The 15,922-nt window shown below is 65.1% G+C and carries 19 protein-coding genes; 14 read left to right on the forward strand and 5 right to left on the reverse strand.

The features are described from left to right. Positions 1-13: 13 nt before the first annotated feature. The 5 genes from hutG (at position 14) to ACW7G1_RS12625 (ending at position 5,044) form a co-directional block, all read left to right on the forward strand. Positions 14-922, forward strand: a complete 909-nt coding sequence (gene hutG / locus ACW7G1_RS12605) for a formimidoylglutamase (protein ID WP_456980098.1) — start codon at positions 14-16, stop codon at positions 920-922. A gap of 115 nt (positions 923-1,037) precedes the next feature. After that, on the forward strand, positions 1,038-1,442 hold the full coding sequence (locus ACW7G1_RS12610) for a CopL family metal-binding regulatory protein (RefSeq protein WP_456980099.1): 405 nt from the start codon (positions 1,038-1,040) through the stop codon (positions 1,440-1,442). A gap of 134 nt (positions 1,443-1,576) precedes the next feature. Then, a complete protein-coding gene (locus ACW7G1_RS12615; RefSeq protein ID WP_456980100.1) occupies positions 1,577-3,373 on the forward strand; it encodes a copper resistance system multicopper oxidase in 1,797 nt (598 codons plus the stop codon). Next, on the forward strand, positions 3,370-4,422 hold the full coding sequence (locus ACW7G1_RS12620) for a copper resistance protein B (RefSeq protein WP_456980101.1): 1,053 nt from the start codon (positions 3,370-3,372) through the stop codon (positions 4,420-4,422). The genes ACW7G1_RS12615 and ACW7G1_RS12620 overlap by 4 nt, the downstream gene beginning before the upstream one ends. 70 nt (positions 4,423-4,492) lie before the next feature. Beyond that, entirely contained in the window at positions 4,493-5,044 is a 552-nt protein-coding gene (locus tag ACW7G1_RS12625) for a DUF411 domain-containing protein (RefSeq protein ID WP_456980102.1), read from the forward strand. Positions 5,045-5,049: 5 nt separating this feature from the next. Here the strand turns inward: ACW7G1_RS12625 and ACW7G1_RS12630 are convergent, their stop codons facing one another. Together ACW7G1_RS12630 and ACW7G1_RS12635 are read right to left on the reverse strand one after the other, a co-directional pair. Further along, the gene (locus ACW7G1_RS12630; protein ID WP_456980103.1) at positions 5,050-5,541 is read right to left on the reverse strand and encodes a hypothetical protein; all 492 of its coding nucleotides are present in this window, start codon (positions 5,539-5,541) and stop codon (positions 5,050-5,052) included. After that, a complete protein-coding gene (locus tag ACW7G1_RS12635) occupies positions 5,538-6,182 on the reverse strand; it encodes a DUF5671 domain-containing protein (protein ID WP_456980104.1) in 645 nt (214 codons plus the stop codon). Before ACW7G1_RS12635 ends, ACW7G1_RS12630 begins: the two co-directional genes overlap by 4 nt. Before the next feature lie 184 nt (positions 6,183-6,366). Here ACW7G1_RS12635 and ACW7G1_RS12640 point away from each other — a divergent pair, with 184 nt between their 5' ends. The 9 genes from ACW7G1_RS12640 (at position 6,367) to ACW7G1_RS12680 (ending at position 13,391) form a co-directional block, all read left to right on the forward strand. Then, a complete protein-coding gene (locus tag ACW7G1_RS12640) occupies positions 6,367-7,620 on the forward strand; it encodes a sensor histidine kinase (protein ID WP_456980105.1) in 1,254 nt (417 codons plus the stop codon). Beyond that, positions 7,613-8,395, forward strand: a complete 783-nt coding sequence (locus ACW7G1_RS12645; RefSeq protein ID WP_456980106.1) for a LytR/AlgR family response regulator transcription factor — start codon at positions 7,613-7,615, stop codon at positions 8,393-8,395. Before ACW7G1_RS12640 ends, ACW7G1_RS12645 begins: the two co-directional genes overlap by 8 nt. A gap of 83 nt (positions 8,396-8,478) precedes the next feature. Next, positions 8,479-8,868: a hypothetical protein gene (locus ACW7G1_RS12650; protein ID WP_456980107.1), complete on the forward strand. Its 390-nt coding sequence runs from the start codon at positions 8,479-8,481 to the stop codon at positions 8,866-8,868. A 29-nt stretch (positions 8,869-8,897) separates the two neighbouring features. Further along, a complete protein-coding gene (locus tag ACW7G1_RS12655; protein ID WP_456980108.1) occupies positions 8,898-10,022 on the forward strand; it encodes an alpha/beta hydrolase family protein in 1,125 nt (374 codons plus the stop codon). 101 nt (positions 10,023-10,123) lie between these two features. Further along, on the forward strand, positions 10,124-10,603 hold the full coding sequence (locus tag ACW7G1_RS12660) for a DUF1203 domain-containing protein (protein ID WP_456980109.1): 480 nt from the start codon (positions 10,124-10,126) through the stop codon (positions 10,601-10,603). Between the two features lie 297 nt (positions 10,604-10,900). Next, positions 10,901-11,758 (forward strand): DUF2167 domain-containing protein, encoded by an 858-nt coding sequence (locus tag ACW7G1_RS12665; protein ID WP_456980110.1) that lies wholly within the window; start codon positions 10,901-10,903, stop codon positions 11,756-11,758. Between the two features lie 12 nt (positions 11,759-11,770). Next, positions 11,771-12,481: a hypothetical protein gene (locus ACW7G1_RS12670; protein ID WP_456980111.1), complete on the forward strand. Its 711-nt coding sequence runs from the start codon at positions 11,771-11,773 to the stop codon at positions 12,479-12,481. Next, positions 12,478-12,813, forward strand: a complete 336-nt coding sequence (locus ACW7G1_RS12675) for a J domain-containing protein (protein WP_456980112.1) — start codon at positions 12,478-12,480, stop codon at positions 12,811-12,813. The genes ACW7G1_RS12670 and ACW7G1_RS12675 overlap by 4 nt, the downstream gene beginning before the upstream one ends. A gap of 164 nt (positions 12,814-12,977) precedes the next feature. Beyond that, positions 12,978-13,391, forward strand: a complete 414-nt coding sequence (locus ACW7G1_RS12680) for a hypothetical protein (RefSeq protein WP_456980113.1) — start codon at positions 12,978-12,980, stop codon at positions 13,389-13,391. Positions 13,392-13,401: 10 nt separating this feature from the next. On the opposite strand, the gene rlmF is transcribed toward ACW7G1_RS12680, so the two are convergent. The 3 genes from rlmF to ACW7G1_RS12695 all read right to left on the reverse strand — a co-directional run bounded on the left by rlmF (position 13,402) and on the right by ACW7G1_RS12695 (position 15,850). Further along, on the reverse strand, positions 13,402-14,382 hold the full coding sequence (rlmF, locus tag ACW7G1_RS12685; RefSeq protein WP_456980114.1) for a 23S rRNA (adenine(1618)-N(6))-methyltransferase RlmF: 981 nt from the start codon (positions 14,380-14,382) through the stop codon (positions 13,402-13,404). 112 nt (positions 14,383-14,494) lie between these two features. Further along, positions 14,495-15,163, reverse strand: a complete 669-nt coding sequence (locus ACW7G1_RS12690; RefSeq protein ID WP_456980115.1) for a helix-turn-helix transcriptional regulator — start codon at positions 15,161-15,163, stop codon at positions 14,495-14,497. A gap of 3 nt (positions 15,164-15,166) precedes the next feature. After that, complete coding sequence (locus ACW7G1_RS12695) at positions 15,167-15,850, reverse strand: hypothetical protein (protein WP_456980116.1); 684 nt, start codon at positions 15,848-15,850, stop codon at positions 15,167-15,169. Positions 15,851-15,922: the final 72 nt, after the last annotated feature.

Here is a 15,922-nt window from a genome sequence, read left to right on the forward strand (position 1 = left end):
GACTTATGAACTGATGGAAAGCTGGCACGGTCGCATCGATGACGAAGCGGACCCCGAGACCTTCCGCTGGCACCAAGTCGTGCGTCCAATGGAACGCCACGCCGCCCCGGGCGTCGCTCTGCTGGGATTTGCCAGCGACGAAGGCGTGCGCAGGAACAACGGCCGGACCGGCGCGGCACAAGGCCCATCGGCATTGCGACAGGCCCTGACCAACCTGCCTGTCACCCACTCGCGCCCTCTGTATGACGCAGGTGACATCGCCTGCACCGACGGCGATCTCGAAAGCGCGCAACAGCGCTACGCCGACCGCATGACTGAACTGCTCGCGGATGGCCACTTCCCGGTCGGCATGGGCGGTGGGCACGAGATCGCTTTCGCCAGCTATCTGGGATTGGCGAACAGCCGCGATCCCGGTCGCATCGCCATCGTCAACCTGGATGCGCACTTCGACTTGCGCGACAGCCCGATCGCCACCTCCGGAACCCCGTTCCGCCAGGCCATCCAGCACGCCGAAAAGCATGGCATCGCGCTGGATTACTTCTGCCTCGGGGTCAGCAACGCCGCCAACACACGTCGCCTGTTCCACACCGCACGGGAGACCGGCACGCGGTTCCTGATGGATCAGGACATGACAGCGGCCAACTCCGCCGCGCAGGTCGAACAACTCCTGCAGTGGCTACAACCGGCCGACTCGATCTATCTGACCCTTTGCCTCGATGTCCTCCCGCACGCGGTGGCGCCCGGCGTCAGCGCTTCCAACGCCCGGGGCGTGGCCATGGAGGTGCTGGAACCGTTCATCGCCGCCATTGTGGGAACGGGCCGGGTGAAGGTCTGCGATATCGCGGAACTGTGCCCGCCACTGGACCGGGACAATGCCACGGCCCGGGTCGCTGCCCGCCTGATACACGGACTGGTGCAGTGAATACCCATTCACCGGCGGCTTCGCTGAGTGTTCTGCGATCCTCCCAGACCGCCGTCGACCGGCGGTTCATGAAATACCCAGCAACGCCAGCGTGTTCTGGTTAAAGTAACCGACCATGTCGCTCCAGCACCTACTACTGCGTGTCCTGCTCTGCATCGCCCTGATCCTCAATGGATCGGGACTCGCGGTGGCGGCGACACAGATGCAGGTGCAACATGCGGCCACGGTCGCTTCGACGACGCCGGATTCAGCGTCCACTCCGGACGAGCACACGACCTGCGCAGAGCACTCGGCACCGGCAACTGCTGCGACCGAGGCACCGCTTGGAGACCACCCTGCCACGGCGGATTGCTGCACAGGTACGGCATGCGATGTCGCCTGCCCGGCAGGGTTGCTGGCGACGCTGACGGTACCGGTGCAGGAGTGGCGAATGGCGCCGCACGTCCTGGCAGCTCGGCCGGCCCTGGCCGACCATCCGGCCCCCGCGCTTCACAACCGATACCGACCTCCGATCCGTTGAGTCCGGGTGCCCTTGTCCGGCGCCCGCTTCTGCCTGCCTGACGACGCGCTATCTATCGATGCCGACGCGGCAGATGCCGAGATGTTCCGCCCTCCAGCGGAGCTCCGACTTCCCCGAATTCACGGAGTGTTTCCATGTCCACCGATTCTTCCGGGCTCCCCCCGGCGGCGCCCTCCCGACGTCGTTTTGTCACCGGGCTGGCCGCTGGCGGCCTCGCTGCCGGCATGGGGCTTTGGCGCTTGCCGGCGCTTGCCGCCAGCGGCGCTGCCCAGACCCTGCAGACCCTGAGCGGCACCGACTTCGACCTGTCCATTGGCGGCTCGATGGTCGATTTCACCGGCCGCGCCCGCCCGGCCGTCACCGTCAATGGCACGTTGCCGGCGCCGCTGCTGCGCTGGCGCGAAGGCGACACCGTGACCGTACGCGTGGCCAACCGCCTGCGCGATGCGTATTCGTCGATCCACTGGCACGGCATTTTGCTGCCGGCCAACATGGACGGCGTGCCCGGCCTGAGCTTCGACGGCATCGCGCCGGGCGAAACGTTCACCTACCAATTCCAGCTGCAGCAGTCCGGCACCTACTGGTACCACAGCCACTCGATGTTCCAGGAGCAGGCCGGGCTGTACGGCCCGATCATCGTCGAGCCGCGCGCGCCGGCCCCCTACCACTACGACCGCGAGCACGTGGTGCTGCTGTCGGACTGGACCGACATGGATCCGACCGCGCTGTTCCGGCGCATGAAGAAGAACGCCAGCTACGACAACTACTACCAGCCCACCGTCGGCGACTTCGTGCGTGATGCGCGCAGTGAAGGTCTGTCGGCCACGCTGCGGGACCGGATGATGTGGGGGCAGATGCGGATGACGCCGTCCGACATTTCCGACATCAACGGCCACACCTACACCTTCCTGATGAACGGCACCGCGCCGGCCGGCAACTGGACCGGCCTGTTCCGTCCGGGCGAGAAGGTCCTGCTGCGCTTCATCAACGGCTCGGCAATGACCTATTTCGACGTGCGCATCCCGGGCCTGAAGATGACCGTGGTCGCCGCCGACGGGCAGTACATCCACCCCGTCACCGTCGACGAGTTCCGCATCGCTGTGGCCGAGACTTTCGATGTACTGGTCGAGCCTTCGGGAGCGGATGCCTTTGCGATCTTCGCCCAGGACATGGGCCGTACCGGCTACGCGCGCGGCACCCTCGCAGTGCGCCAGGGCCTGCAACCACCGGTGCCGCCGCTGGACCCGCGCCCGTTGCTGACCATGGACGACATGGGGCATGGCGGCATGGACCACGGCAGCATGGGTCACGGCAGCGCGGGTGATGCCGACACAGGGCATGCGGCCATGGGGCACGCCGGCCACGACATGCAGGCGATGTCCGGCATGGACCACTCGGCGGGCGGCATGCAGCAACACCCCGCCAGTGAAACCGGCAACCCGCTGGTCGACATGCAGGCGATGTCGCTGGCACCGAAACTGGACGACCCCGGCATGGGGCTGCGCGACAACGGCCGCACGGTACTGACCTACGCCGCGATGAAGAGCCTGTTCGACGATCCGGACGGCCGCGAGCCCAGCCGCGAGGTCGAGCTGCACCTGACCGGCCACATGGAGAAGTTCGCCTGGTCGTTCAACGGCCAGAAATTCGCCGATGTCGAACCGCTCCGCCTCAACTACGGCGAGCGCATGCGCATCGTGCTGGTCAACGACACCATGATGGGCCACCCGATCCACCTGCACGGCATGTGGAGCGACCTGGAGGACGAGAACGGCGACTTCCATCTGCGCAAGCACACCGTCGATATCCCGCCGGGCACCAAACGCAGCTATCGCGTCCGCGCCGACGCCCTCGGCCGCTGGGCCTTCCACTGCCACCTGCTGTACCACATGGAAGCGGGAATGATGCGCGAAGTGAGGGTCGAGGAATGAGTCGGTCTCTTTTCACCTCCACCACGGTGATGGCGCTCGCGCTGGGTCTGGCTCTGCATGGCACTGCCGCTGCCCAGGATCATCACGACCACGCCGAGCCGACGCCGGTTGACCATTCGGCAATGAACCACGGCGACGATGCCAGTCAAAAGGACATCGACCACGCGGCCATGGATCATGCCGCGATGGGGCATGGCAGCACGGATCAATCCCCACATCACCCGGCCACTGCATCACCTGCCAAGACTTCCGATCACTCGGGCATGGACCATGGCGCGATGGACCACTCGACCATGGATCACGCCGCGATGGGGCATGGCGCGCCACCACAGACGGAACCGATCACGCCGATTCCCACGGTAACCGATGCCGACCGTGCGGCCGCATTCCCGGTGCTGACGCTGCCGATGAATCATGCGCCCGAGATCAACCGCTACGTGGCGTTCAACCGTCTGGAAGCCTGGGATGCCCAGCCAGGCACGGGACAACTCTGGGAAGCTCAGGTCTGGGTGGGCAGCGACCTCAACCGGCTGTGGCTGCGCACCGAGGGCGAGCGCATCGGCGGCAAGACCGAAGCGGCCGAACTGGAAGCCTTCTACGGACGCAGCGTGTCGACCTGGTGGGACGTCCTGGCGGGCATCAAGCACGATTTCAACCCGGGTGGCTCGCAGACCTGGGCGGCCTTCGGAGTGCAGGGCCTGGCACCCTACAAGTTCGAGGTCTCGGCCACCGCCTACGTCGGCGAGTCGGGCCAGACGGCGGCCAACGTGGAGGTCGAGTACGAATTGCTGCTGACCAACCGGCTGATCCTCCAGCCACTGGTCGAGGTAACGGCCTTCGGCAAGGATGACCCGGCACGAGGAACCGGTTCCGGGTTGAGCACTGTGGAGGCCGGTATACGCCTGCGTTACGAGATCGACCGGAAATTCGCCCCGTATATCGGCGTGGTCCACGAACGCGTGTTCGGCAACACCACGGACTTCCGTCGCAGCGAGGGCGAGGACACCCGCGATACCCGCCTGGTGGCAGGCGTGCGGATCTGGTTCTAGCCGCGGCGAACAACCACTGCAGCCTCCACCCACGAGCCTTCACCTATCACGATACAAGTGAGAAACACCCATGAAACGCAACCGACTCGTATTGACCATCATCGCGCTAGCCTCTGCGCATGCTCTCACCGCATGCGCGCAAGCGCCCGACAACAACACTGTGCCGGCATCGTCGCCGACACTGTTCACCCACTCCGCATCGGACGTCTCCGCGCAAAGTCCGGTGCCCGCCCAGTCAGCCCTGCCGTTGATGGTCGTCAGCAAGAGCCCCAATTGCGGCTGTTGCCAGTTGTGGGTGGAGCACATGGAACACGCCGGATTCACGGTCCAGGTCGTGAATACCCACAACGTGAATGCGATCAAGGAGCGGGTGGGCGTTCCGTATGGCAAGGGCTCCTGCCATACCGCGGAAGTGGACGGCTATTTCGTCGAAGGCCATGTCCCGGCGGATGACATCAAGCGGCTGCTGACGGAGCGGCCGGAAGGCAAGGGGCTGGTCGTGCCCGGCATGCCGGCCGGCTCACCGGGAATGGAGCTGCCCGACGGCCGCGTCCAGCCCTATGTCGTCGAACTCGTCGCCCACGACGGCAGCACGTCCGCGTTCGCCCACCACGCGGATTGACACGCTCAGTCGATTGCAGCGCGCTGCCTCGGCGGTCCCTGACCGGAGTCCGCCGCAGGCTCGTGCTCGCGGTCGAAACAATGGCGACCGGCCGCGTGATTCCACTCGACCCCGCCCCGTGGCTGACCGACTGCAGTGCGGGCGGTGTCGGTGCTGAAGTTCGCGCAGAGACGATAACCGCGCTCACCGGTGACCTGGTAGTCGTACGTCGCGCCGTCCACCGGGTCGCGCGGGACCTGCTGTCCCGGCAGGCTTGCCAGGGTAGCGATATCCGGTGGCAGTGCGTCGTGCTGCCGTGCATACAAATCGACCAGTTGGACGATTTGCTGCAGGTCCTGCACCCGCTTGCTGTCCAGAGTCACCTCGCGCTGCGCCGAGGGTGAGCGCATCACCGTGATCGCCGCCCCCACGGTCAACACAACGACGACGGTGGCGACGATCGCCAACCAGCGACCCGCCCGCGGCTGCCCGCTACCCACTTGCTGGCCCGCACTCATGACGGCTTCTCCTCGCGGCGCAGATCCAGCAGGTAATAGCCGAAGATGGTGCCGGAAATCACGCCCACCACCAGCACCTTGAGCACGAAGCGCACCGACAGCTCTCCGCTCAGCAGGCTGTAGACCAGGGTGATCAGGTCGCCGATCAGGATCCCGGCCGCGAGAAACAAGGTCAGGTAGGTCAGCCAGCGACGCACCAGCGACTGCCGGTTGACCGGGCTGCGCGCCAGCTCCTTGCCCAGGTGGCGCGCGACAAACAGGAACACCGGGAACGCGATCACCAGCGATGCCACCGACCAGCGCATGGACTGGTCAATCTGGCGAACCGCGTAGCCCGAATCGGCCGGATCCGGGAACGCCCGGTTGATAAAGTCGAACAGCAGCCCACCCAGGTGATACGCCGACACGTACAGCGTCGCGAACAGGACCAGGTAGAGGAACGCTTCGCGCGCCGAGAGATACGGTCGCGGCCGCGGTACCGGCACCGGAAACTCGACATCGGCATACGCAGCCAATGCGCTGTGCGACTGCTCCGGCGGCCATCCGGCCGAAGTGAGGGCGGCCTCGATCGCATCCCTGGACTCCCCCTTGGCGAGGGCGTCGCGTACGAACAGCTCCAGATCGTGCGTTGCGTTGGCCAAGGTGATCTCCTGAAGTCAGTGGTGTCCAGCCGTGCAAACTAGCAGGGTAGTCCGCGCGGAGTCGACAACCAGACACGATTACCCCCGCTTCGTCGCCGTAGTTCCGGTTTCGTCGCAATCCTTGCCGCTCCCACAGCCGGGCTCGCTATGCTCCGACCCAGTTCAAAGCCGTGCGGGAATCACCGTGATCAGAAGCACCTTCTTCGTCCTCCGCCTTGCCATCGTCTGGATGCTGGCGATCTTCCTGTTCGCAGGACTGTGGTCCGAACTGCCGCTGATTGGCTGGCTGGAGTGGCCGATCGTGCTGGGCGGCATGGTCATCATGGCGTTGGTGGTCACCGGCGCGATCTCGCACCTGGGGCGGGTACGGCTGATCGCCGGGCACATTGACAAGGCCACGCTCGGCAACCGCCAGCGACGGCAGGTCGAGATCCCGCTGGAAGCCGGAGAAGCCTTTGACCTGGTCGATGCGGCGATCCGGGAGTTGCCGCGCATCCAGAGCGTCGAAAGCGCGCGCGACAGCCTGCAGGTCCGGGCCAAGGTCAAACGTCCCGACATCTACGGCGAACGTCCACTGGGACGCTGGAATCCGATGTTGTGGTTCGGCATCCCACGCAACCAGATCCTTGCGACCGTCACCCCTGGCGACGACAGCGGCAGCGTGACCCTGATCTGCGAGCCGGAAAGTCCCGCCTGGAGCGACTGGTTCCTGGTCGACGACGGCACCAACTTCGAAAACGCCGAGGCGATCACCCGCGCCATCACCCGCCGCATCGCCGAGGGCCGTCGCAACGAGCAGGCCGCCGCCGCCCAGACCTCGACCGAGAAGGAACTGACCGTCGCCAAGCTCAGCCTGTTGCATGCACAGGTCGAGCCGCACTTCCTCTACAACACGCTGGCCAGCGCGCAGTTGCTGACCCGCAGCGACCCGCCGGCGGCAGACGACATGCTGGGCCATCTCATCCAGTACCTGCGTCATTCGCTGCCGCGCACCGATGACGAGCTGTCGACCCTGGGTGCGGAGCTGGAACGCGCATTGGCCTACCTGGAGATCCTCAGGATCCGCATGGGCGCGCGCCTGTCGGTGCAGGTCGACGTACCCGAGAACCTGCGCGCCACGCCATTGCCACCGATGATGCTGCAAACCCTGGTGGAGAACGCCATCAAGCACGGGCTGGAGCCACGGACCGGCGGCGGCACGGTGTGGATCCGCGCACGCCGCAGCGAGGAATCGGTGGCGGTGACCGTGGCCGACGACGGCGACGGTTTCAACACCAAAACCAGTGGCACCGGCATCGGCCTGAAGAACGTGCGCGAACGCCTGCGCCTGATCTACGACACCAACGCAGCGTTGACGGTGATTGCCAACTTCCCCGCCGGCGTCGCCGCGACCCTGACCGTCCCTGCCGGCACCGCACAGGACTCCCGCCATGTCTGATCCGGGCGCCACCGGTACCTGCATCGTTGCCGAAGACGAAGCGCTGCTGCGCCAGTCACTGCTCGACCAGCTCCGCCACGCATGGCCGCAACTGCAGGTGCTGGCCGAATGCGAGGACGGCGCCAGCGCGCTGGAGGCCCTGGCAGAGCACCGGCCCGACGTCGCCTTTCTCGACATCCGCATGCCGGGTCTCAGCGGCCTGGAGGTCGCGACGGCCGCCTCGGAAGTCAGCCCTGACACCCAGATCGTGTTTGTCACTGCATACGACCAGTACGCCATCGACGCCTTCGAGCGCGGGGCGATTGACTACCTGCTCAAACCCATCACCCCGGCGCGGCTGGCCGCCACCGTCACCCGCTTGCAGGCGCGCACCGGCAACAACGACGCCGCCACGCTGGCCGCACTGGTGGAACGGCTGGGCCCGGTCCGCCCGCGCGACGACCTGCCCCCGCCATTGACCTGGATCACCGCCAGCGCCGGCCGCGAGACCCGTCTGATCCTGGTCGATGACGTCGCCTACTTCCGCGCCGACCACAAGTACACGACGGTGATGACTGCCGAGGGCGAAGCCCTGTTGCGCACGCCGATCAAGGAACTGCTCACGGTGCTGGACACGACCACGTTCAAGCAGATCCACCGCTCCACCATCGTCAACCTGAAGGCCATCGCCGGGATCGTCCGCGATGACAGCGGCCGCGGCGTCGTCCGCCTCAAATCGCGGCCCGAGACCCTGGCCGTCAGCGCACCGTTCATGACCCTGTTCCGGCATATGTGATCGCTGCCGACCGCCACTCACGAGTCGCCGCTGCCAACCCGGCATCCGGCTCACCGAACCTTCATGCTTTCGCGAGGTGATTTATGAAACTTATGGCCTTGGTCTATTTCGTGCTGTCGTTGTTCGGCTGCGACATCGGCAGCAGTACGTATGTCACCCGCGCCACCGTCGACGGCACCGACACTCTCTATAGCCAGGCCACCACCCAGGCCGGCGTGGCGCGTTTCGAATGCCTGCGCAGCGCCAGCGGTGCGTGCCACTACACCGTGTTCCCGCGGGAGTGTCCGCCAGCGTCCGGGCCGACGAGTCCGCAGCTCGAGCGCTGCGAATCCAAGCCAATCGAGCGCTTCACCGTCGCAAAAGGCGAGAGCCGCCAGATCGCAGGCCTGCAGGGTTTCCGGTTGTGCGTGAGTGCCGGAGACGAAGTCCCCGAGCTGGGTTGCGACCCGCCCAAAGCGATCGCGAAGCAATGACCGGACAACGAAACCTCGTCCCTTTGGTCATGCCTTCACCGGAGGCCGCACCATCCAATCCGGCCAACGATCGCATCACGTCATTCCATGACATCAGCTTCTGGCGATTGTGCTGGTGTTCCCTGTTACTGCTCATCGTGCCATTCGGGTTGTTCGCCCAGGAAGCAACGGGGGTCGGTCTGGCACCATTCCACGCACCCGACCCGGTCAACGGCGTCCAGATGCCCGGCTTCGTGTTCTACCCTTCGGAACAGCCGGTCGAAACAACCACGGCTGTCGGTCCCTACAACGTCGCCGCCGCGTTCGATGCACCGCCATTGTCAGGGGCGAAGCCGCTGGTAGTGATTTCGCACGGCAACGGGGGATCCAACCTCGGGCATCACGATCTTGCGAGCTACCTGGCCGGCCACGGCTTCATCGTCGCCACCCTTGAACACCCCAAGGACAACTTCCACGACCAGAGCGGAGTCGGCACCTCGTCGGTGCTGGTCGGCCGGCCGATCCAGATAGCGGCATTGATCACCGTGCTGCTGGAAGACCCGCGCTGGGGCCAGCTGATCGACACCGATCGCATCGGGGTGGCGGGGTTCTCGGCAGGCGGCTACACCAGCTTGCTGATGGTGGGCGCCGTACCGCGATTCGAGCGTTTCATCAGCTATTGCAACAGACACCCCACCGACCGCGCCATATGCGATGCGGCAGATCGGATCAAGGCAAAGACCGCCAGCAAATCACGGACCATCGCCGACTTCATGCAAACCCAGCAAAACGACCTGAAGCGATGGGGCGACACCAAGGATCCGCGCGTCAAGGCGGCTTTCGTCATGGCGCCGTTGAGCCTGATCTTCGACAATTCCGGGATCGCGGCGATTGACCGTCCGGTATTCCTCTACTACGCCCAGAACGACCGCGTGCTGCTGCCATCGGAGAACGCGCTGCACATCAAACCGCTGATCCGCACGCTGACTGACAGCTCCATGGTGCCGGGGGCGGATCATTGGGTGTTCATGTCGCCCTGCTCGCCCGAACTGGCCAGGGATGCCGCCGAAATCTGTAGCGACCCTCCGGGCGTCGACCGCGACAAGGTGCATCGGCAAACCAACGCCGACGCGCTGGCGTTCTTCCGGCTGACCCTCAATGCCGGCAGTGACTGAGGGTCGTTGCCCATCGCGAACGGGCTATCGCGTCCGAATCCGGCGCGCAACGCCCCGGCCGCTCCACTAACCTGCCCGTCCACCCTCACCTGGACGCCGCCATGGCTTACCGCATTATCGGGCTCTCGCCCGCCCCGTTTGAACACCTGTTCGGACTGCCCGACCTGCAGTTGGCAGAGCATGGCGCCCAACGCTGGATCGCGGACGCGGACTCCCGTCTACCCGACCGGGTGGAGATCCGCGATGCCGCGCAGGGCGAATCGCTGATCCTGGTCAACTACGAACATCAGCCCGCTGCCACCCCGTACCGCGCGGCTCACGCGATCTTCGTGCGTGAAGGCGCCTCGACCGCTTACGACCGTACCAACGTCGTTCCCGACGCTCTGCTTACGCGGATGCTGTCGCTGCGCGCGTTCGACGCGGCCCACATGATGGTGGCGGCCGAACTGGTCGATGGGCGGGACACCGAGTCCTCCATAGCGCGGCTGTTCGCTGACCCACAGGTGAGCTATCTCCAGGCCCATTACGCCACCCGGGGATGCTATGCCGCCCGGATCGAGCGAGTACCCGCCGTTGCCTGATAGCCCTGCCCGTTCCAGCGCGCCGCAGCCCATGCCTCGCGGCGGGCCGCGTCGTGGAACGTCCAGGCGACGAACCGGTTGATCCTATTAGCGCGTCACCTGCTGACCACCATGGTTCTCCTTCATTCGCCGCTCAACAGGCTTCATTAATCCGAATTGATGACATAGGATTACCCCAGGATCAGGAAGACGATGGGTGGCATCTTTCCGGGGAGGGAAATGCGCCTGCGCCGATAGCGGCAACTCATCCGTGTCCGACTGTGCGATCGCCAATACATCACCAGGGGAAATCACGCGATGAAACTGCGCTCGGTACTGCTGGCCGCTCTGGCCTTGGCTGCAACTGTTGTATTCCAGGCGCAGGGCGCTGCGGAAGAAAACCCGATTGGTGAACTTCCGTGGCAACTCGGCCCCGCCAAGGCGACCATCGCCAATCGCGCAACCATCGCCTTACCCGATAGGTATGCCTTCCTTGGCGCAGGAGACACCAGAAAACTCAACGTCCTGCTGGAGAACCCAGCAAGCGGAGTCGACGAGTACACCATCGCGCCGGACGACCTGAGCTGGATTGCATTCTTCAATTTCAGCGAAACCGGCTACATCGAAGACAACGAATCGCTGGATCCCGACGAGATTCTGATCTCGATCCGCGAGGGAACCAAACACGGGAATATTGAGCGTCGCAAGAATGGCTGGGACACGATGCAGATTCTCGGCTGGAGCTTCAAACCCCAGTACGACGAACAGCTCAAGACGCTCGAATGGGCCGTTCTGGCCGAAATGGAAGGGTCTGGCAACCAGATCGTGAACTACAACACCCGGCTGCTGGGTCGTCGCGGCGTCATGGAGGTCGTGTTGGTTGCCAGTCCCGACGACCTGCACGCCTCGATTGCCGAGTTCAAACAGCTCCTGCCTGGCTATCACTACAACGTCGGCGAGAGGTATGCGGAGTACCAGCCCGGCGACCGGGTGGCTGCCTACGGCCTCGCCGCCCTCATCACCGGAGGCGCTGCCGCAGTCGCATCAAAGAAAGGTTTTTTCGCCGCTATTGCCGTGTTTCTTGCCAAGGCCTGGAAGCTGGTGATTGTGGCCTTCATCGGGATCGGCGCCGCTCTGCGCAAGATTTTCGCCGGCAAGTCGGACAAGCAGTCGTAAAGGCCCATCGCCTTGGAGGTCATTCTCGTGCTGGGCGCCTTCGCGCTCTACTTGCAGGACTCGATGATGCTCCTGCATTACGACGAGGCGACCTTCCTGCAGACAAGGAAAGGCTGGACCACCTCGATCGGGGCTGATGCGCAGCTGGTCGGCCGCCACCTGTTTGTACCCAATCCGCTGACGCCTACGCGTGCGGTATTCCGTACCAGCTGGCTGGACCAGGCTCACGCCCAAGACAAGGAGCACTGGCCGGCCTTGCGTCATTTCCTCGCGGCACTCGAATCATTCAAACCGGTGTGCCACGCCATGTTCACGCTGCTCTTCGTCGTGCTGCCGTTGCTGCTGTGGTGGTATCCCCACCCACTGGCACTGCTCGCCCTGTTGGCCCTGATGTACCTATGCGCCAGTTTGCTGGCCTGGCAGATGTGGCGCTATCGCAGGGTGTTGGGACTGGACCGGCGGAGCGTACTGGCGTGGGGATTCGAGGCTCTGGCGTGCCCGCCGCTTGCCATCAACCTGGTGCGCAAGATCTGCCTGCATCGCGGCCTCCATGCGGACCCGATCCGGGCGGAAACGCACCTGTGCTCGCCGATCGAATCACGCCTCCTGCGTAACCAGATCGACAAACGCCTGACCGACGCCCTCTCACTGAGCAGCGAGGACGATCCGCACTACCCCGCATTGCACACCTATCGTCAACGGTTTGAAGGAAAGCAGTCATGACTGGTGCCGAAAGCGTGGTGATCATCCTGGCCGGCATACTGGGCTACTGGCTGGTTGCCGTACTCGTCCCATACCTGCGACGGGACGCGTCGCCCGATGAGCCGGTGATCCCGGCCGAGCCGGACAATGACCCAACCCGTCCTTGGCATGAAGTCCTCGGCGTCGATCTGCAGGCCGACCGGCAAGAGATTTCTGCGGCCTACAAAAGACAGATGAGCCAATACCATCCGGACAAAGTCCAACAACTCGCCCCTGAAATCCGAGCTCTTGCCGAGCAACGATCGAAAGAGATCAATCAAGCGTTCGACACGGCAATCAGACTGCGGAAGTGACTGCCTGATACAGATCCACGCCAATCGAGCGCTTCGCTATCGCAAAAGGCGAGAGCTGCCAGAGGCGATGGTTAAGCTATGACGTCTCGCCTCGCTGCTTGCAGGGACCTGATAGGGTCTTGACCCTTCGAATCACCAAGGACGACAGCCCGATGAAACCCCTCATGATGATTTGTGCCGGCACGGTGCTGGCGCTTGCGGGTTGCGCAGCAACTCCCTCAAACAACGCGGCGGTCTTGGAGATCGGCGACGAGGAAATCCAGAACTACTGGATCCCGACAAGCGAAATCGTCTCGACACGGCTGGAAATGGCGGACGTCAGGGTCAGGGCACGTTCCGGTGCACCGCGCGCGATGGCGCATACCGTCGAGGTCACCTACGTCATCGGCGCCGATGGCAAGGTTCGGGGCGCACGCGTGGTTTCCACCGAGCCGGCAAGCGCCAACGGGCAATGGGCGGTCGCCGGAGTGTCTGCCAGCTCATACGAACCCGCGCCCGGCAACAGCGCTCGCGTCCCCGTCCGCATGACCCACACGATGACGATGACCCTGCTGGACGCGCCGCCCGCCACCCATTGAGCGCAAGTGCCTAACCGCGCGGCGCTTTCCAGCGCGCCGCCGCCCATGCCTCGCGGCGGGCCGCGTCGTGGAACGTCCAGGCGACGAACCGGCTTTGCTTGCTGCCCTGCGCCATCGCTACCTCACGCACTTCCTGTGCGCCGGCCTTCCGGAGTTGGCGGCGCACGTCGGCCAGATGCTCGGACTTCGCCACCAGGCTGCTGAACCACAACACCTGCTGCGCGATGGCGGCGCTCTCGCGGATCATCCGACGGATGAAGGAGGCTTCGCCGCCGGTGCACCACAACTCGGTCGCCTGGCCGCCGAAGTTCAAGGACGGGCCGTCGCGTCCCGGCGCCGGTTTGCCGAGCTGCTGCCACTTGCGCCGGCTGCCGCTCGCGGCCTCCTTCGCGGAGGCGTGGAATGGCGGGTTGCACAGGGTCAGATCGAACCACTCATCGGGACGCAACAAGCCGGCGAATACCTCACCTCGCCCGGGCTGGTGACGCAACTCGATGGCCTCGTCCAGACCGGGATTCGCCTGCACGATGGCGGCGGCCGAGCGCAATGCGATGGCATCGACCTCCGAGCCGACAAACCGCCAGCCGTACTCGCCGTGGCCCAGCAGCGGGTAGATGCAGTTGGCGCCCACGCCGATGTCCAGCGCGTATACCGCCGAGCCGCGCGGGACGACGCCGCCATTGGCCTCGGCCAGCAGATCCGCCAACCCGTGCAGGTAATCGGCCCTGCCCGGGATTGGCGGACACAGGTAGCCGTCGGGGATGTCCCAGTGCGCGATGCCGTACTGGGTCTTCAGCAGGGCGCGGTTCAAGGCGCGCACCGCTTGCGGATTGCCGAAGTCCAGGCTCGTCTCGCCCGCGGGCGTGGTGATCAGGAAGGCTGACAACTCCGGGCACCCGGCCGTCAACAGCGCGAAATCATACCGACCTTGATGGCGATTGCGCGGGTGCAGCCCGACCGCTGCCGATCCGGAACCCGGAAGCGGCTTCAATCGTCTCTCCCGCTGTCACGAGTGATCCTGCGAACACGCTTGAAAAGGCAGTCGCGACGCCCGCACTCACGTTCTCGATAGTCGGGGTGTCCGGCTGGTTCAATTGCAGCGTTCACTGCTCGTGCTCCCCAGGCGCTGCGTCGGCCCCCACCGCGGCGCCGAGCCGGAAGCGACAGGCTTCGCCGCCACGCACCAGGCATTCCAGGTGCTGCACCTGGTGCCCACTGGCTGCCTCCATGAAAGCGATGTCGAAACGGCACACCTCCGGATGATTGCGGGCCAGTTCGTGGAATACGCAGTTGTAGGCTTCGACCTGCATTTCGCCGTCGCGGCGGATTGCCTGCGCCTCGTAGCCCAGCGCGTCCAGTTGCTGTGCCAAGGTCTTCGCAGCGTCACCCGTGTCGTTGGCGGTGTCGGTAGCCGCAGCCTGGTGACCAAGCTCGCGTCCCATCGCCACCAGCATCGTTTGCACCTGCGCGGGCCCGGCGTCGGTGTACAACCGCTCCAGCACTTTGGTTGCGATCAAACCGTAATTGCGCGGGAACAACTCGCGCCCCGCCATCGTCAAAAGGTACCGCGCCTGAGGGCGACCGCCGCTCGCTCGCGCCACGCCGTGGCACACGAATCCACCCGCCAGCAACGCAGTGAGGTGTTGCCTCACTGCGTTGTGACTGATGCGCAGCGGCTTGCACAGCTCTTCGACCCCGAGGCCCTGCCCGGCCGGCAACAAGGCGCGCAACAGCTTTTGCTGGGTGGCGCCGAACCGGTGCAGGCCGCTCATGACTCAGCTCACCTTGTCCGGGAACTGTTTGGCAATCGCGCCCGCCAGCGCATCGGCGATTACGTCCATGTGCGCCTGCATGGCGACCCAGGTCTGTGCTTCGGCATCCATGTCGCCGGCCATGATCTCCCGGGTCTGCGCGTCGTGATGGGCGGCGTGGGCGAGCAGCAGCCCGTTAACCGCGTCGACCGGCAGGTTCGGATTGGCGCCGGCCAGGAACGTGGCGATCTCGCCAGCGTTGGCGACCAGGTCATCCATCGCCGCGCTCGCCCCGGCGGTATCACCTTGGAGGTTGGCGTCGGACAGCGCCTTGACGCCACCCCAGTGGCCACCGAGCAGGCGCAGCATTTCTTCACCGGCGGCGGCCCCATAGAAACCCGCCACCGCGTCGGAGAGTGCCTTGGCATTGTCGACGACCGCATTCGCAGCGAGGTCTGCGGCGGCGGCATCATCGGCTTTCACGGCGAGCGCATAGTTGCGCGTCGCGACCACGTGGCCGTGCCACAACCCGCGCAGGGCCGCTTGCAGCTGCGGCGCTGCGGGCGCGGCCTCGGCCTGCGTCGCGGTGGTTGCCGCCAACGCGGCGGGTGTCGTCGTTGCGTGCTCGTGCGCCTGGACAGGTGAACCGGCGCACGCGAAGCCGGCCAAGGCGAGGGAAACAACGGTCGAGAGCAGTAAGGGTTTCATGGTCAAGGCTTCCAGTGTCTGGCCGCAGGAGTACGGCAACACAAAGCGTGCCCGGTTTTCACAGTAACTCAA

The sequence above is a fragment of the Lysobacter sp. A378 genome (genome assembly GCF_054052125.1).

Coding starts and splice junctions, on each gene's coding strand:
- ACW7G1_RS12695 (WP_456980116.1), bottom strand. CDS start 15,850: ATGAAACCCTTACTGCTCTCGACCGTTGTTTCCCTCGCCTTGGCCGGC.
- ACW7G1_RS12645 (WP_456980106.1), top strand. CDS start 7,613: ATGTCTGATCCGGGCGCCACCGGTACCTGCATCGTTGCCGAAGACGAA.
- ACW7G1_RS12620 (WP_456980101.1), top strand. CDS start 3,370: ATGAGTCGGTCTCTTTTCACCTCCACCACGGTGATGGCGCTCGCGCTG.
- ACW7G1_RS12660 (WP_456980109.1), top strand. CDS start 10,124: ATGGCTTACCGCATTATCGGGCTCTCGCCCGCCCCGTTTGAACACCTG.
- ACW7G1_RS12625 (WP_456980102.1), top strand. CDS start 4,493: ATGAAACGCAACCGACTCGTATTGACCATCATCGCGCTAGCCTCTGCG.
- ACW7G1_RS12675 (WP_456980112.1), top strand. CDS start 12,478: ATGACTGGTGCCGAAAGCGTGGTGATCATCCTGGCCGGCATACTGGGC.
- ACW7G1_RS12680 (WP_456980113.1), top strand. CDS start 12,978: ATGATGATTTGTGCCGGCACGGTGCTGGCGCTTGCGGGTTGCGCAGCA.
- ACW7G1_RS12615 (WP_456980100.1), top strand. CDS start 1,577: ATGTCCACCGATTCTTCCGGGCTCCCCCCGGCGGCGCCCTCCCGACGT.
- ACW7G1_RS12630 (WP_456980103.1), bottom strand. CDS start 5,541: ATGAGTGCGGGCCAGCAAGTGGGTAGCGGGCAGCCGCGGGCGGGTCGC.
- ACW7G1_RS12650 (WP_456980107.1), top strand. CDS start 8,479: ATGAAACTTATGGCCTTGGTCTATTTCGTGCTGTCGTTGTTCGGCTGC.
- ACW7G1_RS12665 (WP_456980110.1), top strand. CDS start 10,901: ATGAAACTGCGCTCGGTACTGCTGGCCGCTCTGGCCTTGGCTGCAACT.
- hutG (WP_456980098.1), top strand. CDS start 14: ATGGAAAGCTGGCACGGTCGCATCGATGACGAAGCGGACCCCGAGACC.
- ACW7G1_RS12690 (WP_456980115.1), bottom strand. CDS start 15,163: ATGAGCGGCCTGCACCGGTTCGGCGCCACCCAGCAAAAGCTGTTGCGC.
- ACW7G1_RS12655 (WP_456980108.1), top strand. CDS start 8,898: ATGCCTTCACCGGAGGCCGCACCATCCAATCCGGCCAACGATCGCATC.
- ACW7G1_RS12610 (WP_456980099.1), top strand. CDS start 1,038: ATGTCGCTCCAGCACCTACTACTGCGTGTCCTGCTCTGCATCGCCCTG.